Raw genomic sequence first — 20,124 nt, 5'->3', positions numbered from 1 at the left:
TTTCAATGAAATATGTAGATGAAGTAATGGATTATTTTGATCAAAAAGATGGTCCGGATGTGAAGGAATTTCTTTATCGATTGTTGTCGAAATGGAAGGTATTTGCAGTGTGTGGAGCCTTGGGGATATTACTGGCTTATTTTATCAGCAAGTATTCGAATCCGGTTTACATGATGCGGAGTACTCTCTTAATTCATGTTGATGCAGGGGAAACCAGCGCACAAAGTATGTTTGATGGTTATAAAATTCAGGACAAAGCAAACATACAAAACCATTTAGAAATTCTTAAATCATATACCATTAACCGAAAGGCAATGAGAAACTTGGCTTGGAATCAATCATGGTATAAAAAGCAATTGTTTTCCAACAGAGGTTTATATAGACATGAACCATTCGAAGTTCAGCAAATGGACGGGGTTAATATAACCAACCTGCCAATTTCTATTGTTCAGATTGATGATAAATCTTATAAAATTAAAGTAGATGGGAAAGCGGATTATAAGGGTGATGAAGTGCATGTTAAATTTGAAAAGATAGCTTTTTTCGATCAGCTGTTTAAGAACAACTACTTTCATTTTATACTTAAGAAGAAAGAAGAGGGAATTGATAAGAATGAAAATTATTTTTTCGTTTTCAATAACTTAGATGCGCTTACTCTCGCGTATATGGAGAGTATGACTATCAGCGTAGCTGAGAAAAAGGCTGAATTGATTCATCTTCGAATAGATAATTCGGAACCGGAAAGAGGAGTTGATTATTTGAATGAATTGAATTGGGTTTACATTCAATTTGGTTTGATCGAAAAAAATAAGAAATCTGAAAGTACAGTGCGCTTTATCGATTCTCAGTTAGAGGGAATCGTGGATTCTCTTCAAATGGCAGGCCAGAGTTTTAGCAATTTCAGATCAAAAAACAGAATTGTTGATTTGGGGCAGGAGGCTGGTGTGATTGTAGCAAAAGTGGAGGATCTTGAAAGTCAGTTGTCCAAGGCTCAAATTACTTTGGATTACTATAAAAATCTGTTGCGTAATTTAGGCGATGTAAATCAAATGAAACAAGTTATAGCACCTTCCATAACAGGTGTTACAGATCCTTCGTTAGATGCATTAGTGGCTAAATTGACTGATTTGTACGGAAAAAGGGAAGTGCTTTCTTATAGTGTTCAGGAGAAAAATCCGAGTCTGGTTATCCTGAATAAGGAAATTCAGTTAATTCAGCAAAGTTTAGAGGAAAATCTTCAAAGCCTGGTGGCTAACTCTCGAATCGAAGTACAGAGTTTAAGCGCAAGAATGGAAACCGTTAGAGAGCAATTGGCCCGAATGCCAAAGCATGAGCAAAAACTGGTTAGTATGAAAAGGAACTTCGACTTAAACAACGAACTTTATACTTTTCTACTGAAAAAACGTGCGGAAGCAGCCATTGCCAAAGCATCTAATGTGTCCGATTCGCAAATAATCGATCCGGCAAGATTGGCGACTATTGTTAAAATAAAACCCAAAACAGCAATTAATTTACTAATAGGCATGTTTTTGGGGATTGGACTTCCTTTTTTAATCATTATTCTAAAAGAATTTTTTAATGATAATATCCAGAATAAGGAAGAAATCATGAAGAAGACACAACTTCCTATTTTGGGGACTATTGCTCATAATAAATACAACGAAGCAGTTCCTGTGTTTTATCATCCCCGATCGGCTATATCTGAGTCTTTTAGAACCTTGCGAACAAATCTAACTTATGTACTGCCCAATAATCCGACTAAAATTATTGGGATTCATTCAACAATACCCGAAGAAGGAAAGTCATTTGCGACAGTTAATCTGGCTGCCATTGTTGCCATGAATAATAAGAAAGTGTTATTGATTGGAGCTGATTTACGAAAGCCAAAAATTGAAATCGCTTTTGATTTGGATAATGCGCTTGGTTTAAGCACCTATTTAATCAGTCATAGCAAAAGCAGTGAAATCATTCAGAAAACACACATCAAAAACCTTCACTGTGTAACCTCAGGTCCTGTGCCGCCAAATCCGGCTGAGCTATTGGAAAATGGCAGGTTTGAGCAATTGTTATGCGAAGTGGAAGGGAAATACGATTATATATTTATCGACAATGCGCCTCTTTCCATGGTTACGGATGGAATCATTACAGGCAAATTTACAGATGCTAATTTGTTTGTTCTTCGTAAAGGATTCAGTCATCGGGAACAGATTAGTTTTGTGAATCAGTTGGCTGTAAAAGGTACTTTGTCGAACGTTTCATTGGTATTAAATGATGTTACCATGAATGGTTATCAAGGCAAATCCTCAAGAAATACAAGTGGAAACGGTTATTATTATGAAGACAGTTCGCCGGGAATAGTCCGAAGGTTGTGGGAGAAAGTCTCCAGTAATTAAAAGAGTAAATAAATGGCCTGAACAACAATTCAGGCCATTTTTGTTCGTTAATCATTGAGAAAGAATAAAAGAATTCTATATTTTTATAAGTGATTGATACTTAAAATATTCTCTTTATGATTATAGCTGTAGATTTTGATGGAACCATTGTACATCATAAATATCCTGAAATTGGAAGTGAAATTCCATTTGCTGTCGAAAGTCTGATCGCATTACAAAAGGAAGGTCATCAAATTATTTTATGGACATACAGAACAGAAGAAAATCTTTATGAAGCGGTTGATTACTGTGAAAAGAGAGGATTGGAATTCTATGCTGTGAACAGCAATTATCCTGAAGAGGAATTTGATGACACCATTAGTCGTAAAATTTATGCTGATTTATACATTGATGACCGCAATTTTGGTGGATTGCCGGAATGGGAGCACATATTCAGAAGCATTTCCACACAAAATTATATTTCGCATAAAGAATCAAAAACTAAAAAGATGTTTAGTCGGTTGCTCGATAAAATTTTTGGTGATTGATTATTCTATGTTAGCTAATTTAACTTTCTAAAAGTCATATTAGCGAACGATGAATGTTTGGTTGCTGATTTTTTTTCCTATTGAAGAACGCGTTAAAGTTTCTCTTTATTTAAAGTGTCAATAATCAAATTCAGATCAATAAGAAACCTGAATTTTAACTTTCTTCTTTTTAATAAGTTCGTTTTTAAGTTTCCGGGCCAATTTTTCTCCCATTCCTCTTTTTACAGCAACGAATGACGAGTGATCGAGAACATCAATTTTTCCCAATTCCTCTTTTTTCAGATTTCCAACCTTACAGAAGAATCCAACCAAGTCAATTTTATTTATTTTCTCTTTTTTTCCCAAACAAATGTAAAGAGTCTCCCATTCAGGTTCTGCCGGTAATGGCTGATCTTCTGCCAGTTCAAGCACTTCAATGTTTTCAGGAATAAATTCCGGAGGTGTTTCGTCCTGAGCAAGTACCAGATAGGAAGTTCCTTCGGCATTCATTCTGGCTGTTCGTCCGTTTCTATGTGTAAATGCTTCTTCTACTCTTGGCAGTTGGTAGTGAATCACATTTTTAATTTCAGGAATATCCAATCCTCTCGAAGCAAGATCGGTAACAATCAGCAGGTAATGACTTCCATTTCGGAATTTTAGAAGGGCTCTTTCCCGATCATCCTGTTCCAATCCGCCATGAAAAACATCACATTGAATGCCTTCATTTAAAAAATGTTTTCCAATTCGTTCCACAGCATCACGGTGATTGCAGAAAACTAAACTTGGCTGATTTCCCAAATGACAAACCAATTGAAAAAGAGTCGCCAATTTGTCTTTTTCCACAGATATTACTTTCTTTTGATCCAAAGCAATCGGTTTTGCATTGGGAATAAAGTCCAGTTCGATGAGCGAATTTAGTCTGGTAAAATCCGGAATATCGATATTATTGGTAGCAGAGGTTAGTATTTTTTTAATTTTAGACGGCAGAGCTAGTGTAACTTCCTTCATCTCTTTCTGAAAGCCTAATTCAAGAGATTTATCAAACTCATCCAGTATCAGAGTTTTAATATTTCTGCAATCAAAATTTCCTCTTCGAATATGATCGGCTATCCTTCCCGGAGTACCAATAAGCACGGCAGGAGGAGTTTTTAAGTTGTTTTTTTCGGTCGACATTGGATGCCCGCCGTAGCAGCAATTTACCTTAAAATCAGTCCCCATACTTTTAAAAACACTCTCTATTTGCAAAGAGAGTTCTCGTGCAGGAGTTAAAATCAGGGTCTGAACAGCATCTGTTTCAGAATCCAGTTCAGCAAGCATTGGCAGCAAAAAGGCCAAAGTTTTTCCCGATCCTGTTGGGGATACCAAAAGCAGATCGCTGTTTTTGGTATAGGCTTTCGCGCATTCCTTTTGCATCTCATTCAATTCCTGAATAGATAGCTTTTCTAAAATCTTTTTAGTATCCATGTTTTTTGCTTGCATGGCGCAAAGATAACAAAAACTCGATGCCCGAAAGTTTGGGATCCCGAATAGTTGGAAATAACTTTTGAACATGTATTATTTAGTGCTTTTTTTGCTGGAAATCAAGATTTGGAATTTTTATTCAAGACTGAAAAGTTGTAGGTTTGTGAAACAAATCACATTACTTCAGACTTGTTATTATGCAAGGAAAAAACCTACTCTCTTTTTATCAGAAACAAAAGAAAATAAAAGAGCTGAAAAGTCTTCTCCCGGAAGTCTTTGCAGGAGATCAATTGGATATTCAGAAGCTTAAAATTTATTTGGAAACTAATCAGTTCGTTGATGAATCGAACTATGGCTTAACATGGTTCGGAAAAGAGAATGCAGCAATGCAAGCCCGAGAAGAAAGTACGGATAAACTGGTTTTTGATAAAGCAAAATCTGTTCAGCCAAAAACGACTCAAAATCTGTTTGTAGAAGGTGATAATTTAGATGCTTTACGTTTACTGCAGAAAGATTATTCGGGTAAAATCAAATTGATTTATATCGATCCGCCCTATAACACAGGTAATGATTTTGGTTATAATGACCGGTTTAAAATCCGCTCGAATCAGTACCTTGAATTTTTGGATGGTACCGGCATTGAACGGGTTGATTTTGGACTGAAAAATCAAATTGAAAGTGGCGAAGTTCACACCAATTGGTTGAACATGATTTATCCGCGATTGATTTTATCCCGACAGCTGTTAACCAATGATGGTGCAATAGCCGTTTCTATTGACGAAAGTGAGAAGGCTAATGTGCAGCTGATTTGCAATGAGGTTTTTGGAGAGGATAATTTCATTGGGTGTTTTATATGGATCAATCGAACAAACTCTAATGTTTCGGGTAATTTATTTGCCGCAAATCATGAATATATTTTGCTCTATGCCAAAAATACGAAGGAAGTAAAATTGAAAGGAGAGCTCAAGGATTTATCCAATTATTCAAATCCTGATAACGACCCAAATGGAGATTGGATTCCTGATAATCCGTCAGCAGCAAGCGGCAATTCCAATTCCCGTTTTGTGATTGCCAATCCCTTTACAAAAGAGGAATATTTACCTCCATCGGGACGATATTGGGCTTTTTCGAAACTGCGTGTTACCGAGTGGTTCGATTCAGGAAAGTTGATCTTTCCCAAAGAGGAAGGAAAGCGCTTTTTGCTGAAAAAGTACAAGTCGGAGCTCAAGAGTATTTTTAATCCCATTTCATCAGTTATTACTGATATTCCAACAAGCAAAGGAACCCGGGAGCTGAAAGAATTATATCCGGAAGGCTTGCCCTTTAAATATCCAAAACCAACTGATTTACTGCTTACGATATTAAAGCAATTAAGCGAAGATGAGGATTTGATTTTAGATCTTTTTGCCGGCTCGGCATCAATGTCTCATGCTGTTTTCAAACTAAACGAAAAGCAAGCTTCTAAGCGCCGTTTTATTTGCGTTCAGAATACAGAATTGGTAAAAGAGGATTCGGATGCCTGCCGAATGGGTTTTTCTACCATTTCAGATCTGGCGGGAGATCGAATAGTAAGAGCCGGGAAGTTGTATCCTACACTTGATACAGGGTTCCGATTTTATAGAATTGAGAAATAAAACAAAGAGAGTAATGCCGGTATATTTTTGAAATTCAAACCTCTTTCATTCTTCATTGGGCTTGCTCTGATATCGTTATACAGAAAGCTTTTATTGAAGTGATACGGATCGGGATATTTTTACAAAATGGATATTGAAAATCTAATTTAGTTTTTATACTTTCGAGATAGATTAATCAAATATACAACAAGCATATTTGCAGAGATTTAAATACTTACACAACAACAATATAACAAAACGACAATGACTAAAATGAAGGCTCTTGTAAAGTCCAAAGCAGAAAAAGGCTTGTGGATGGAAGAAGTTGATGTTCCTAAAGTAGGAGTAAACGATGTTCTTGTAAAAATTAGAAAAACAGCCATTTGCGGTACCGATCTTCACATTTATAAATGGGATGAATGGGCACAGAATACCATTAAACCGGGAATGATTATCGGGCACGAGTATGTTGGAGAGGTAGCTGAAATTGGAGCCGGTGTTACTGGTTTTAAAATTGGCGACCGTGTAACAGGCGAAGGTCATATAGCTTGCGGACATTGCCGAAACTGCCGACGCGGACGTAAACACGTGTGTGAACATACCGTTGGAATTGGTGTAAATGTCGACGGTATTTTTGCCGAGTATGCAGCCATACCATCGTCGAATTTGATGAAAATGAGCAATGACATTAGTGATGAGCTTTTGGCGATCATGGATCCATTTGGAAATGCAACACATACTACTCTTTCGTGGCCTATTATCGGAGAAGATGTATTGGTTACAGGTGCAGGTTTAATTGGAAGTATGTGTGTGGCAATTGCAAAATTTGCTGGAGCCCGCTACGTTGTGGCAACCGAAACCAATCCTTACAGAATTGAGTTGGCTAAGAAAATGGGTGCCGATCGTGTAATTAATCCTTTAACAGAGAGTCTTGATGACGCAATTAAGGATTTGGGTATGATTGGTTTTGATATAGGGTTGGAGTGTTCGGGTGCACCAGCAGCTTTTGGCGATATGGTTTCTCATATGTACAACTCAGGTAAGATCTCTCTTTTAGGTATTTTGCCTCCGCAAACAAAAGTAAATTGGAACGATATCATTTTCAAAGGACTTCAGTTAAAAGGAATCTACGGACGTGAAATGTACGAAACATGGTACCAAATGGAGCAGATGTTGATGAGTGGATTGGATTTGTCTCCAATGATTTCACATCGCTTTAAAGCTGATGAATTCCAAAAAGGATTTGATATTATGGAAGAAGGAAATTGTGGGAAAGTGATTCTCGATTGGGAATAAATTTTCTTAAAAATATAGTTTAAAGCTCAGGTATTGCCTGGGCTTTTTTTGTAATCTGAAAATATTTGTCTTGCACAGTAAGCTTGTTTCATCGATTTATGATCGTTTTTGGAAATTTTATTTCGATTTTGATTCATCCATTTATCTTTTTTAAGTGTCTATTAGTTAGAGTCTTTGTAAGACCTTGATTAGTTTGATGTAAAATATAGAGGGAAATTGGTTATGGTGAATATGCGATATTGCTCTGAAAAAAACATATTGAATGTAGAATTGATTGGGAGAATTGATTTTAAGGAGATGAGTGCTTATTGTGAAAAAATCAGTAAGGACAATAACTTGCCCGGTTCATTGCGGATTTTAGAAGATGCTACTCTTGCAGTATTTGATTTTGACATCGATAAAGTGGATCTAATTAATCAAATTATGGTGAGTCAGATTGCCGGCAACAGGATTATTATACACGCTCTGTTGCGCACAGAACCTATTTCAACAGCATATGGAATGATAAGTGAAATGGCCAATAATGATCCTCGGTACAATGCTAAGGTGTTTTCAACATGGCAAATAGCTATGGATTGGTTGCAAAGCAGGTGATTTTGTATTAGATCATTTATCAAAATTAAGAAACAGCTATTTGTTTAAATATTATTTCCCGTTTATCTATAGAAAAAGAATGCATGCTCAAATGAGCTAAAATATCCGTATTTTAATGCAGAAACTATATAAATCCCGGATATTATGGAACAGGAATTTTACCGCATACCCATAGCTGCAATTCACAAGCCAATAAAAGAAGCTGTAACACTAAGCTTTCAAATACCAGATGAACTGTTATCGGTTTTTAAGTTTCATCCGGGACAACACCTTTGTTTTCGGTTTGATGTAAACAACAAGGAAGAACTTAGAATGTATTCCTTGCACAATTCGCCGTATGTAAAAGGTTTGTATCAGGTAACAGTAAAGATTCAGAAAGACGGATTAATTTCCAATTACATAGCGGACAATTTAAAAGCAGGAGATATTGTAGAAATATCCACTCCTCAAGGAGATTTTACGGTAAATCCGGATGAAAAGGCCGGTAAGTCCTATTATTTGTTTGCTGCCGGAAGTGGAATTACGCCAATTTACTCAATGTTAAGTTCCATATTGCTGGCAGAACCAAATAGTAAGGTATTTTTGCTTTATGGAAATAGGAGTATTCCCGAAATTTTATTTTACAATGAATTATTGGAGTGGCAGGCAAAATATCCTGATCGTTTGAAAATTACTCAAACCCTTTCGAAACGATTTCTGGATTTCTCACTGACTCCATGGGATGGTAAACGTGGCCGGATAAATGAGGAGTTGGTAGAATCTTTTCTTCTTGAAAATGCAACCACTCCTGAAAATTCAGAATATTATATCTGCGGACCGGATGGAATGAATCAAATGGTTAGTGATACGTTGATTGATATGGGAGTCTCGTCAAAATTCATTCATTTTGAGTATTTTTCCACTCAGGCTATTGAGTACGAAGAGGGACTAACTGCAGTGGAGAATGCTCTGGTGGATGCAGCAATCAGGAATGAAAAATTTCAGCTGTACTTAGCGCAGGGCGAAACCATTTTAGAAGGATTGAAAAGAATTGGCGCCCCTGCTCCCTATTTTTGTCAGGGTGGTATTTGTGGTACCTGCAAAGCTCATCTGATTGAAGGGGAGGTGAAAATGAAAGCAACAATGGCTCTGAGTGCCGAAGATGTAAAGAACAATGTAATCTTAACCTGTCAGTCGCTGGCGCAAACTGCCAAAGTGAAAATAGAGTTCAAATAATATGAAGCGGTGAGTCTGCGCAAAAACAGCACAACACTCACCGTTAATTTATTCTTGAAACAGTTTCGATGCTTCCTCCAGTAACTGCTCGGTAACTTCAGCGATATTGTAAAGCAAAACCAATTTTTGGCGTTCAGTTCCCCGCTCAATTTCAGTAATTTTTTGTCCTAAATTATCAATGAATGTTTTAAGACTTTGAGTCGGGTCACAAGCTTCCGACTTTTGTAAACCGCTGACAGCTTTGCTTAATTCTAATTCTATACTTCCAAACATTTCCCATTGATCATCGCTGATGTAGTTTTTGATGTCGCGGTGTGCTCCTAAGGCAGATAAATAGGATAGTAATGCATGATTTAGATAAGTTAAAGCAAAGGCATGTTTTTGAAATTTCTGATGCTTTTTTGGTTCCAGTTTCATTCCCCGCCACGATAAAGCAAGAGCATTATCAGCCTGATTTGCACGATACCTGGCAATGCGGTAATTCAAATCATCCTCATTTAATTCTTTGTATTCCTGCAAAATGGAGGTGAAATAGTTTCGGTTCTTTTCCAGGGCAGTTGAAAGTAAGTTGGGCAAACGCTTGTATTGCCAATCGGGCCACATAAAACGAACCACTATTATAGCCAAAACGGCACCAATAATAGTATCCATTACCCGCGCTTCCATAACAACAATCCCTTTTCCTGCAATCAGATTAAAAGCCGCGATGACAAAAATGGTAACAAACACAACCGCTAGAGCATAGTTTTTTCGCAGCCACACAAAAAAGGCATAAGCAGCTACCAGCAGCAAAATTACCTGTCCGGCAAGAGTAGGAAGTATTTGTACAAACAATACACCAGTCACAACACCACTCAGAGTTCCAATAATTCTTTGAAACAGTCTTTTCCGGGTTTCACTGTAACTTGGCTGGCATACAAATAAACTGGTTAGTAAAATCCAATATCCTTTTTCCAAATGAAAACCCAAAATCAGAAAATAGCCAATCAAAAAACAGGTACTTAACCGGATGGCATATCTAAATCGCGGATGTGACCAGTTCAATTGCTCTCTTAGTTTTTGCCATAAGCTTTTGGTATCTCTGTCAACCTTAGGAAGTAATCCCGAATCTAAATAGTAACTCATGTTTTGCAATGAAAGATGAGATTGTGTAAGATTTTGGAGCAGTAAGCTAAGATTAGTACTTTTTGTAGTAGGATTTTGTTTTTTAATTTTATCCTTCAAGGCTGCAATTGTCCATTTGAATGAAATCGGATGCTGATAAGTTGTTCCCATTAACAAGCTTTTCGAAACCTCGTGGCAGGCAAGTGATAATTGCAGTAATAATTGCCCCAAACCTTCCAGAACTTCCGTGTTGTCTGCTTCATCACTTATCAGGTCGTATCGTTCGTGACTCGAAGAAGCTCTTTCGTGCAAACTTTGCAAGAGTACAAATTTATGCAGGTAAGGGCGCAGTTCGTTCGGATTATCCAAAGCATCGGAGTAGGAGTTGAGTACATTTTTGCACCTTTCCAACGAGTTGATGAATTGAATATTTAAGGTAGCCAAACGACCTCTGATTTTTTCCTGCGACTTGGAATCACTTGGGAAAAGCCGGGCTTTTTCCTTCATGTACAGGCTCAGGTCTTCGAATCCCTGAGCCAATTGCTCTTCCAATAGTCTGTTTGGACGAAGAATAAGTAAAATAAGAGACAGTATTCCATAACACAAGGCACCCGCAGGTAAAAGCAAGGGTTGCCAGTACCAGTTTGGCGAAATCTCAGCACCCAACATGGTATAAATAGCAACGAGTAAAGCACCAAACGTAACGCCTCTGTATCGCTCACCCAGTCCTCCCAAAACAATAAATGTAATGGTGGAACCAATTAATCCAATGCCAAACAGAATTGGATAAGGAAGCAGTAATTCGACCGATAAACTCGAAATAATGAAACTAATAATGGTAAGAATCAGCGTTTTCACACGTCCTTTGGGATGATCATCGGTTTCGGAAAGAGCACCAGCCAGAGCACCCAAAGCCAGAGTGAAACCCATATTTGCAGAACCAGTAACAACAAATGGAATCAGCAGCATACTCATGGCAATTGCTGCTTTTAGCGCCAGCAATCTGTTTGGATACCTCCATAAATTCTTAATCATGAATTCATACCATCCTTTTCCCTGAAATCTGTCAAGTGTCAATTTGTTCTTCATGTATCGGTTTTTGTTTTTCAAATGCAAAGATAACAGAAGCAAATAAGTATACTGCCCGATCGTATTAATTTAGCTTTGCAATTTGCTAAATCCAAACAGTATCTATGACCTGCAAGAGTTTTAATAAATCCTTTTATTGAAAAGCTTCGGGCAATATGCCGGCCAATAAAAAAAGTCTGCTACTGGTTTTAGATATTTTGTACACACCTCCCCCAAAAATATGTCTTCTATGTGCAGCGAAAAAGTCGTTTCAGCTGGCTAAAGCCACAAATATCCAGTTATTATATTGTTCCTTTAACGTAAGGGATATAAGACTCTTTTTATATGATGTTTGAATGTGCTTTACGTGCTGATAGATAGCTCGTAATCAAAAAGTGAATGTTAATCAAAAGGATACATAAACTTAACATTGATATGTTCGGTTATTTGATATTTTGTATATTTTTGATGCTCAAAACAACCATTTTGTACACGCTTCTTGAAAAAGTTCATTTTCAAACTATTTTTTAATTACTACTAAGCCTATGTTTTCATTTTACACATGTAAGAGGTGGTGTCTGGTGACATTACTTACTTTATTTATGATGTCCGCCCAAGTCAGTTTTGGTCAGGGATTGGAAAATTTTGATACTTATCCATATTCATCAACGTCTTATTCTAATACCATCCCAGATTGGATTGGAGTTAATGAGATTACATGGAGTTTGGATGTTGGTGCAAAAGGTGCAAGTATTACCGGCATCACGCCATTAATTGGATCAAATGGAAAAAACGGATTTCCGAAAGGTGGAATTTTAACTTCGTCATCCATTACTAAAGGAGTAGGAAATTTAAGTTTCAAGTACAAAAAAGCTTTTTCAAGTAATTCTCAAATTTCAATTTACATTAATGACATTTTAATAGAGAGCATTAGTGCTGAAAGTACTGATGTTGCTAACTATTCCAAAGAAATAAATGTAGATGGAGACTTTACTTTTAAGTTTCAAACAACCGAACGAACTTTAATAGATGATATAGAATGGACTGCCTATGGATCTGCTCCGGTTCAAAGTTCGGCAAAGACCATAACATCATTTGTGATTGATAGCAAAGCCGGAACCCTTAACGAAGGCGAACATACAATTGGTGTAACTTTACCGCAATCGACTAATGTAACAACCCTTAGTCCTGTAATTGAAATATCCGATAAGGCAACTGTTTTACCGGCAAGTGGTGCATCTCAGGATTTTACAAATCCGGTGACTTATACTGTAACTGCAGAAGATGGATCGAGTCAGGAATACGTAGTGACAGTAAATCTGGAAGTTCCTGTAGTCTCAAATATCCTGATCAATGAATTGGATTGCGATCAGGCCAGCACAGATACAAAAGAATTTGTTGAATTGTACGATGGAGGAGCCGGGAATACTTCTTTGGATGGATACACTTTGGTTTTTTACAACGGGAGTAATGATTTGTCTTATGCAACTTATGATCTTGCCGGGCAGACGACCAATGCGCAAGGTTTTTTTGTAATCGGAAGTACCGAGGTTGCAAACGTAAATTTGTCTCCATCAGGTTTTTCGCTTCAGAATGGAGCCGATGCTGTTGCCTTGTATAAAGCGCCGGCAGCAGATTTTCCAAATAATACAGCTGTAACAACAGAGAATTTAGTCGATTTTGTAGCTTATGATACCGATGATGCAGATGATCCTGGATTGTTGGCAGGAATAATCGAAGGCGGACAAATTAACGAGAATGCTTCGGGCGATATGGTAAATCATTCCATATACAGGGCAACTGACGGAGAAGGCGGAGCTAGAAACACCACAGCTTTTATTGCAGGAATTCCAACTCCCGGAAAATCAAATGCCAGCACTGGGACTGCAATAACTGTTGATTTGGCTTTATCTGCCACAACAGCCAGCGAAGCCGATCAAACAGTAATTACTTTAACAGCAACTGCAAGTGAAGCGGTAAGCGAAAGCCAGACTCTTGATGTGAATATTTCCGGTACGGGAATTACAGCAGGAGATTACACACTTTCAGCAGCACAATTTACATTTGCGGCAGGCGAAAGCACGGCAAGTGCAAGTCTTACCATTGTTGATGATGCTGATGTTGAGGGCACTGAAAGCATGACGGTTTCCATTACGAATCCTTCTTCAGGAATTCAGTTGGGAACAACAGTAAGTGCAGTTCTTAGCATAGCAGATAATGATAGTGCAGGTAATGACGGAACGGAAACGAGTCCTTTCACCATAAACGAGGCTTTGGCTTTGTCCGAAACTTCTGCCGAGTATTATGCCTATGGTTATATTGTTTCGGTAGGTACTGATTTTGAAGCACCATTTACAAACGCTTACTATATTTCTATTGCTGATTCTCAGGATGAGACCAATTTTGACCATTGCCTGAATCTTAAATTGGAAGCAGGAGCAAATCGTGATACCTGGAATTTACAGGATCATCCTGAAAATTTGGGCAAACAAATTAAATTTGACGGATTTAGAGATACGTACAGTGGTCATGCTTCCTTCGAAGGAAATTCGGTAATTGTTAATCTATCAGGGGAACCAACATTGACTTCTGTAAATTTGGCTTTATCTGCCGCAACAGCCAGCGAAGCCGATCAAACAGTAATTGCTTTAACAGCAACTGCAAGTGAAGCGGTAAGCGAAAGCCAGACTCTTGATGTGAATATTTCCGGTACGGGAATTACAGCAGGAGATTACACACTTTCAGCAGCACAATTTTCATTTGCGGCAGGCGAAAGCACGGCAAGTGCAAGTCTTACCATTGTTGATGATTCTGATGTTGAGGGCACTGAAAGCATGACGGTTTCCATTACGAATCCTTCTTCAGGAATTCAGTTGGGAACAACAGTAAGTGCAGTTCTTAGCATAGCAGATAATGATAGTGCAGGTAATGACGGAACGGAAACGAGTCCTTTCACAATAAACGAGGCTTTGGCTTTGTCCGAAACTTCTGCCGAGTATTATGCCTATGGTTATATTGTTTCGGTAGGTACTGATTTTGAAGCACCATTTACAAACGCTTACTATATTTCTATTGCTGATTCTCAGGATGAGACCAATTTTGACCATTGCCTGAATCTTAAATTGGAAGCAGGAGCAAATCGTGATACCTGGAATTTACAGGATCATCCTGAAAATTTGGGCAAACAAATTAAATTCAACGGATTTAGAGATACGTACAGTGGTCATGCTTCCTTCGAAGGAAATTCGGTAATTGTTAATCTATCAGGGGAACCAACATTGACTTCTGTAAATTTGGCTTTATCTGCCGCAACAGCCAGCGAAGCCGATCAAACAGTAATTACTTTAACAGCAACTGCAAGTGAAGCGGTAAGCGAAAGCCAGACTCTTGATGTGAATATTTCCGGTTCAGGAATTACAGCAGGAGATTACACGTTGTCAGCAGCACAATTTACATTTGCGGCAGGCGAAAGCACGGCAAGTGCAAGTCTTACCATTGTTGATGATGCTGATGTTGAGGGCACTGAAAGCATGACGGTTTCCATTTCGAATCCTTCTGCAGGAATTCAATTGGGAACAAATGTTAGTGCTTCAATTAGTATTGCTGATAATGATGGAAGCACCGGAAGCATTTTGGCTAACTACGTTTATTTGGCTCCGGAAACCAATGGAGATGGAAGTATTTTAGTGAACCTAACACCAAAAGAATATGTACAGACAGTAAGTCCAAGTCATCATATGGGAAGTGTGAAAATTCCGGCCGATTATTACAGCAGTGCTGTTGGATTTAACGGAACTGCATTGCGTGAGCATATTCATACCATAATTGAGACCGGAGCAGAAGCTCAATCGTACAGCACCGTTTGGAACATGTGTGAAGATGGCGATCAGAATCCGAAAGATGCTTCACAAGTCTGGCAAATGTATATTGAAGAAGGTATTGCAAAAACAGCTCACGTATCGGGTAGTACAGGATGGAACAGAGAACACACCTGGGCTAAGTCGCATGGCGGTTTTGGAACTTCAGATGGGCCAGGTACCGATGGTCATCATTTAAGAGCTACCGATGCTCAGGAGAACAGTGTGCGTGGCAGTCGTGATTTTGCCGATGAGGCTCCGGGATATACTCCACCTAAATCGGCAAGAGGTGATGTTGCCCGTATGATTTTCTACATGGCAACCCGTTGGGATATGACCGTTGATGATCAGTGCAAGGAAACTGAATCGGCAGCCCGTCACGGAAAGCTGTCCGATTTATTGAAATGGCACGAGGAAGATCCTGTTGATCCGTATGAAGTAAGAAGAAACAATGTGATTTACGGGTATCAGCACAATAGAAATCCGTTTGTTGATCATCCTGAATTGGTGCAGTACATTTTTGGAGAAGCCAAGGCGCAGGAATGGAATGGCGGAATTGGTACAGAGCCTGCTAAGATTAAAATTGCAGGAACATTGGCCGATTTCGGTATGGTGAAATTTGGTGAAGAGTCATCCGTTCAGACTTTTACGGTATCGGCAAATTCCTTAACCGAAAATGTGAGCATAACATCTCCGCAGCATTTTCAGATATCCAAAGACGGCACCAACTATTCTTCCTCTTTGGCTTTAACCGTTGCTGATGGAACTATTGCAGAGACCACAATATCTGTGAAATTTGTTCCCGAATCAGCTGTTTCAGCAAAGGTGACAGGAAATTTGAAAATTACAAGCGGCGAAAATTCCAAGTCGATGGCTGTATCGGGTACCGAGGGAGATCCGGCATTGGTTCCTCTTGCATTTTTACACGAGGATTTCGAAACGGATACGCACAGCAATTGGATCTTGAAATCGGAAATTGGCGACAGAAATTGGGCAATAACAGAATTTTCAAGTAATAAGTACATGCAAATGTCGGCCTACAAAGCCACTGGTAAAGTGGTTTCGTGGTTAATTTCTCCTGAATTGGATCTGGATGCCTATAATAATGAGAAACTGACTTTTAAAACCAAGAATGGATATTTTAAAGGTCTTGCGTTAGAAGTGTTAATTTCTACAGATTACGATGGCGGCGATGTAAGTGCAGCCACCTGGCAAAAATTGGATGCCGCAATTGATGAAAGAAACAATACTGCTTATGGAGCCGACTTTGTAGAATCCGGCGATATTGATTTGTCTGCATACGAAGGAACAGCATACATCGCTTTTAAATATACCGGCGACGGCAGTTCTGTTACTACAACCTATCAGGTAGATGATGTGGTGGTTGAAGGAAATAAAATTCCATTAACAGGAAGTTTGGGAAGCAATCTTATTGCTGATTTGGAATTTCCGTTTACAGAAGTTGGCGCGGTTAGTGAGCCGATGTTATATGAATTAAATTTCGATAAAATAGAGGGAGATATTAGCATTCAGGCCAGCGATAATTATGAAATTTCTTTAGATGGAAGTACTTATGAATCACAGCTAAGTATTGACCAATCAGAAGTTTCACCTGTGTTGATTACAGTTCGCTTTGCTCCAAAAACAGCTGTTATTAACGGATCTGCAGGAACGATTACTCACAAAGCAAAAGCGGCCGAATCGCTTGTTGTCGCTGTAAGCTCTTTGGCATCAACCGAAATTGCTGACGCTTTAACTTTGGGTAGAGATAAAACCCTTGATATTGTATCGTGGAATGTGGAGTGGTTTGGATCTCCAACAATGTCGAAACATGCATCTTCTTTCGATGAGCAGTTGACTGCTGTTTCCGAGAAAATTATTGAATTGGATGCCGATATTTATGCCATTCAGGAATTGGTTTCCGATAATGTAAATGGTGATTTTCTGCAGCCTTTGGTTGAGAAGCTAAATGTTTTGGCGGGAGAAGATTTGTATGCGGCCAGTATGGGTGCAAGATATTCTCACGACGATTCAGCACCAAGTACAGACTATCCGGCTCAGCGCATTTGTTACATCTACAACCAAACAACAGTGAGTAACTTAGGCGATTTCTCGATGTTTTCTGATTTATACCCCGATACATCTACCGCATCCATTGATGGGTACACAGGCGATGCTTCCAGTTTCTGGGCTTCGGGACGTTTGCCATATCTATTCGAAGCAGAGGTATTCATTGATGGTATGAAAGAGAACATCAAGTTGGTGAACATTCACGCCAAGTGTTGTCAGGATAGTCACTCCCGAAAATTGGCTGATGCTAAATTCCTGATGAATGAGTTGAATACCAACTATTCCAACGACAATTTGGTGATTCTGGGTGATTACAACGATTATTTAGAAGGAAGTATGACCAGCGGGGCTTCCTCTCCTTATGCATCATGGTTCGAAACCAAAGATTATTTCGATCATGTAATTACTTCAAGTACCAATATCGATCACATTACCATTTCCAATGAATTGTACGATGAATATCAGGTTCTGACCAACAATACAAGCGAGGAGAATGTCAGCATATCCGATCATCATCCTATATTGCTGCGTTTAAAATTACGTTCGGACAAAATCAGTAAAAAATCGCAAACAATCACTTTCGAGGCTCTTGCAGATAAAACCTTTGGCGATCCTGCTTTCGAATTGGTAGCAAGTGCATCATCGGGATTGGAAGTCAGTTTTGAACTGGTTTCAGGCCCGGCAACCCTATCCGGAAAAGAACTGACACTTACCGGAGCCGGAACAGTTGTTGTAAAAGCGGTTCAGGCAGGTAATGAGAACTACGAGGCGGCAGAATCGGTAAGCAGAACGTTTACTGTATATAAGGCTTCTCAGGATATCGCTTTCGCGGAATTGACAGACAAAACCTACGGTGATGCAGCTTTCGAATTGGTAGCAAGTGCATCATCGGGATTGGAAGTCAGTTTTGAACTGGTTTCAGGCCCGGCAACCCTATCCGGAAAAGAACTGACACTTACCGGAGCCGGAACAGTTGTTGTAAAAGCGGTTCAGGCAGGTAATGAGAACTACGAAGCGGCAGAATCGGTAAGCAGAACGTTTACTGTAAATAAGGCTTCTCAGGATATCGCTTTCGCGGAATTGACAGACAAAACCTACGGTGATGCAGCTTTTGAATTGGTAGCAAGTGCATCATCGGGATTGGAAGTCAGTTTTGAACTGATTTCAGGCCCGGCAACCCTATCCGGAAAAGAACTGACACTTACCGGAGCTGGAACAGTTGTAGTAAAAGCGGTTCAGGAAGGTAATGAGAACTACGAAACGGCAGAAGCAGTAAGCAGAACGTTTACCGTAAATAAGGCTTCTCAGGATATCGCTTTCTCGGAATTGACAGATAAAACCTTTGGCGATCCTGCTTTCGAATTGGTAGCAAGTGCATCATCGGGATTGGAAGTCAGTTTTGAACTGGTTTCAGGCCCTGCAACTTTATCCGGAAAAGAACTGACACTTACCGGAGCCGGAACAGTTGTTGTACAAGCGGTGCAGGCAGGTAATGAGAACTACGAAGCAGCAGAACCGGTAAGCAGAACGTTTACCGTAAATAAGGCTTCTCAGGATATCACTTTCGCGGATTTGGTGGACAAAACCTACGGTGATCCAGCTTTCGAATTGGTAGCAAGTGCTTCATCGGGATTGGAAGTCAGTTTCGAACTGGTTTCAGGCCCGGCAACTCTATCCGGAAAAGAACTGACACTTACCGGAGCCGGAACAGTTGTTGTAAAAGCAGTGCAGGCAGGTAATGAGAACTACGAAACGGCAGAAGCAGTAAGCAGAACGTTTACCGTTAATAAGGCTTCTCAGGATATCGCTTTCGCGGAATTGACAGACAAAACCTACGGTGATCCAGCTTTCGAATTGGTAGCAAGTGCATCATCGGGATTGGAAGTCAGTTTTGAACTGATTTCAGGCCCGGCAACCTTATCCGGAAAAGAACTGACACTTACCGGAGCCGGAACAGTTGTTGTAAAAGCAGTGCAGGCAGGTAATGAGAACTACGAAGCGGCAGAACCGGTAAGCAGAACGTTTACAGTTGCTGGAAGTAAAGAAAATCAAACCATTACTTTCGTTGCTCTTGCAGATAAAACCTTTGGCGATCCTGCTTTCGAATTAGTAGCAAGTGCATCATCGGGATTGGAAGTCAGTTTTGAACTGGTTTTAGGCCCGGCAACTCTATCCGGAAAAGAACTGATACTTACCGGAGCCGGAACAGTTGTTGTAAAAGCAGTGCAGGCAGGTAATGAGAACTACGAAGCAGCAGAATCGGTAAGCAGAACGTTTACTGTTGAAAAAGCAAGTCAGACAATAACCTTCGAGCCTATTGAAGGCCTTGTAGTTGTTGGAGAGCCAATTCAACTGAGTGCCGTTTCTTCGGAAGGATTAACGGTTGCTTTCGAGCTGTTGCAAGGTAATGGTGAACTTAATGGATCCATACTAACACCAACATTGCCAGGCGAATTTAAAGTTCGGGCTCATCAGGATGGAAACGCTAATATTGAGTCCGCCGAAGAATTTCAGTTTTTTACTGTAAGTCAGCCAACAGGATTGAAAGAGATTTTTGAGAAAATCGTTAAGATTTATCCAAATCCATCACGCGATTTTGTGAGTATCGATTTACCCGATGCTGATGTGATTAAAATCTTAATCTTGAATAGTCGTGGGCAGGTAGTGAAAACCATACAGCCTCACGAGAAACACAGAATTAATATTCAGGATCTGGTTTCCGGAAATTATTTTATATCCATTCAAACGGATGAATTTATTGTAACAAAACGACTCATGGTCGTTCGTTAATAATCTAAGTAGGGTGTCCTAAAAGTTCAACTTTATTGTCATTATGAGCTTGTCGAAGAATCTCGATCTTTAAATAACAGATTTTACATTTAGGGCACCTTTTTTATTTCCTGCAGACCAAGCTGACGGCTTGGTCTGTTTTTTTTTATTCCTATTG

At 39.3% G+C, this 20,124-nt stretch carries 9 protein-coding genes; 7 read left to right on the top strand and 2 right to left on the bottom strand.

Features of this window, described 5'->3' with window-relative positions:
* Window positions 1-5 precede the first annotated feature (5 nt).
* Together ACY0M5_RS17550 and ACY0M5_RS17545 are read left to right on the top strand one after the other, a co-directional pair.
* On the top strand, window positions 6-2,393 hold the full coding sequence (locus tag ACY0M5_RS17550; RefSeq protein ID WP_461630064.1) for a GumC family protein: 2,388 nt from the start codon (window positions 6-8) through the stop codon (window positions 2,391-2,393).
* Between the two features lie 116 nt (window positions 2,394-2,509).
* A complete protein-coding gene (locus ACY0M5_RS17545; protein WP_124990982.1) occupies window positions 2,510-2,920 on the top strand; it encodes a BT0820 family HAD-type phosphatase in 411 nt (136 codons plus the stop codon).
* 135 nt (window positions 2,921-3,055) lie between these two features.
* On the opposite strand, the gene ACY0M5_RS17540 is transcribed toward ACY0M5_RS17545, so the two are convergent.
* Entirely contained in the window at window positions 3,056-4,363 is a 1,308-nt protein-coding gene (locus tag ACY0M5_RS17540) for a DEAD/DEAH box helicase (protein ID WP_124990981.1), read from the bottom strand.
* A gap of 194 nt (window positions 4,364-4,557) precedes the next feature.
* Here ACY0M5_RS17540 and ACY0M5_RS17535 point away from each other — a divergent pair, with 194 nt between their 5' ends.
* The 4 genes from ACY0M5_RS17535 to ACY0M5_RS17520 all read left to right on the top strand — a co-directional run bounded on the left by ACY0M5_RS17535 (window position 4,558) and on the right by ACY0M5_RS17520 (window position 9,078).
* Complete coding sequence (locus tag ACY0M5_RS17535) at window positions 4,558-5,994, top strand: site-specific DNA-methyltransferase (protein WP_461630063.1); 1,437 nt, start codon at window positions 4,558-4,560, stop codon at window positions 5,992-5,994.
* A gap of 243 nt (window positions 5,995-6,237) precedes the next feature.
* Complete coding sequence (gene tdh / locus ACY0M5_RS17530) at window positions 6,238-7,269, top strand: L-threonine 3-dehydrogenase (protein WP_461630062.1); 1,032 nt, start codon at window positions 6,238-6,240, stop codon at window positions 7,267-7,269.
* Window positions 7,270-7,527: 258 nt separating this feature from the next.
* Window positions 7,528-7,863, top strand: coding sequence for a hypothetical protein (locus ACY0M5_RS17525; protein WP_461630061.1), 336 nt, complete (start codon window positions 7,528-7,530; stop codon window positions 7,861-7,863).
* Window positions 7,864-8,007: 144 nt separating this feature from the next.
* The gene (locus ACY0M5_RS17520; RefSeq protein WP_461630060.1) at window positions 8,008-9,078 is read left to right on the top strand and encodes an FAD-binding oxidoreductase; all 1,071 of its coding nucleotides are present in this window, start codon (window positions 8,008-8,010) and stop codon (window positions 9,076-9,078) included.
* A 48-nt stretch (window positions 9,079-9,126) separates the two neighbouring features.
* On the opposite strand, the gene yccS is transcribed toward ACY0M5_RS17520, so the two are convergent.
* Complete coding sequence (gene yccS / locus ACY0M5_RS17515) at window positions 9,127-11,271, bottom strand: YccS family putative transporter (protein WP_461630059.1); 2,145 nt, start codon at window positions 11,269-11,271, stop codon at window positions 9,127-9,129.
* Window positions 11,272-11,855: 584 nt separating this feature from the next.
* Here yccS and ACY0M5_RS17510 point away from each other — a divergent pair.
* A complete protein-coding gene (locus ACY0M5_RS17510) occupies window positions 11,856-19,967 on the top strand; it encodes a DUF6359 domain-containing protein (RefSeq protein WP_461630058.1) in 8,112 nt (2,703 codons plus the stop codon).
* The last annotated feature ends 157 nt before the right edge of the window (window positions 19,968-20,124 follow it).

It is taken from the genome of Labilibaculum euxinicum (assembly GCF_963678175.1).
GTDB lineage: Bacteria > Bacteroidota > Bacteroidia > Bacteroidales > Marinifilaceae > Labilibaculum > Labilibaculum euxinus.
This window is presented reverse-complemented; position numbering and strand designations above follow the sequence as displayed.

Bases quoted from the DNA above. Each gene is read 5' to 3' on its own strand.
- ACY0M5_RS17550 (WP_461630064.1), top strand. From the start codon at position 6: ATGAAATATGTAGATGAAGTAATGGATTATTTTGATCAAAAAGATGGT.
- ACY0M5_RS17545 (WP_124990982.1), top strand. From the start codon at position 2,510: ATGATTATAGCTGTAGATTTTGATGGAACCATTGTACATCATAAATAT.
- ACY0M5_RS17540 (WP_124990981.1), bottom strand. From the start codon at position 4,363: ATGGATACTAAAAAGATTTTAGAAAAGCTATCTATTCAGGAATTGAAT.
- ACY0M5_RS17535 (WP_461630063.1), top strand. From the start codon at position 4,558: ATGCAAGGAAAAAACCTACTCTCTTTTTATCAGAAACAAAAGAAAATA.
- tdh (WP_461630062.1), top strand. From the start codon at position 6,238: ATGACTAAAATGAAGGCTCTTGTAAAGTCCAAAGCAGAAAAAGGCTTG.
- ACY0M5_RS17520 (WP_461630060.1), top strand. From the start codon at position 8,008: ATGGAACAGGAATTTTACCGCATACCCATAGCTGCAATTCACAAGCCA.
- yccS (WP_461630059.1), bottom strand. From the start codon at position 11,271: ATGAAGAACAAATTGACACTTGACAGATTTCAGGGAAAAGGATGGTAT.
- ACY0M5_RS17510 (WP_461630058.1), top strand. From the start codon at position 11,856: ATGTCCGCCCAAGTCAGTTTTGGTCAGGGATTGGAAAATTTTGATACT.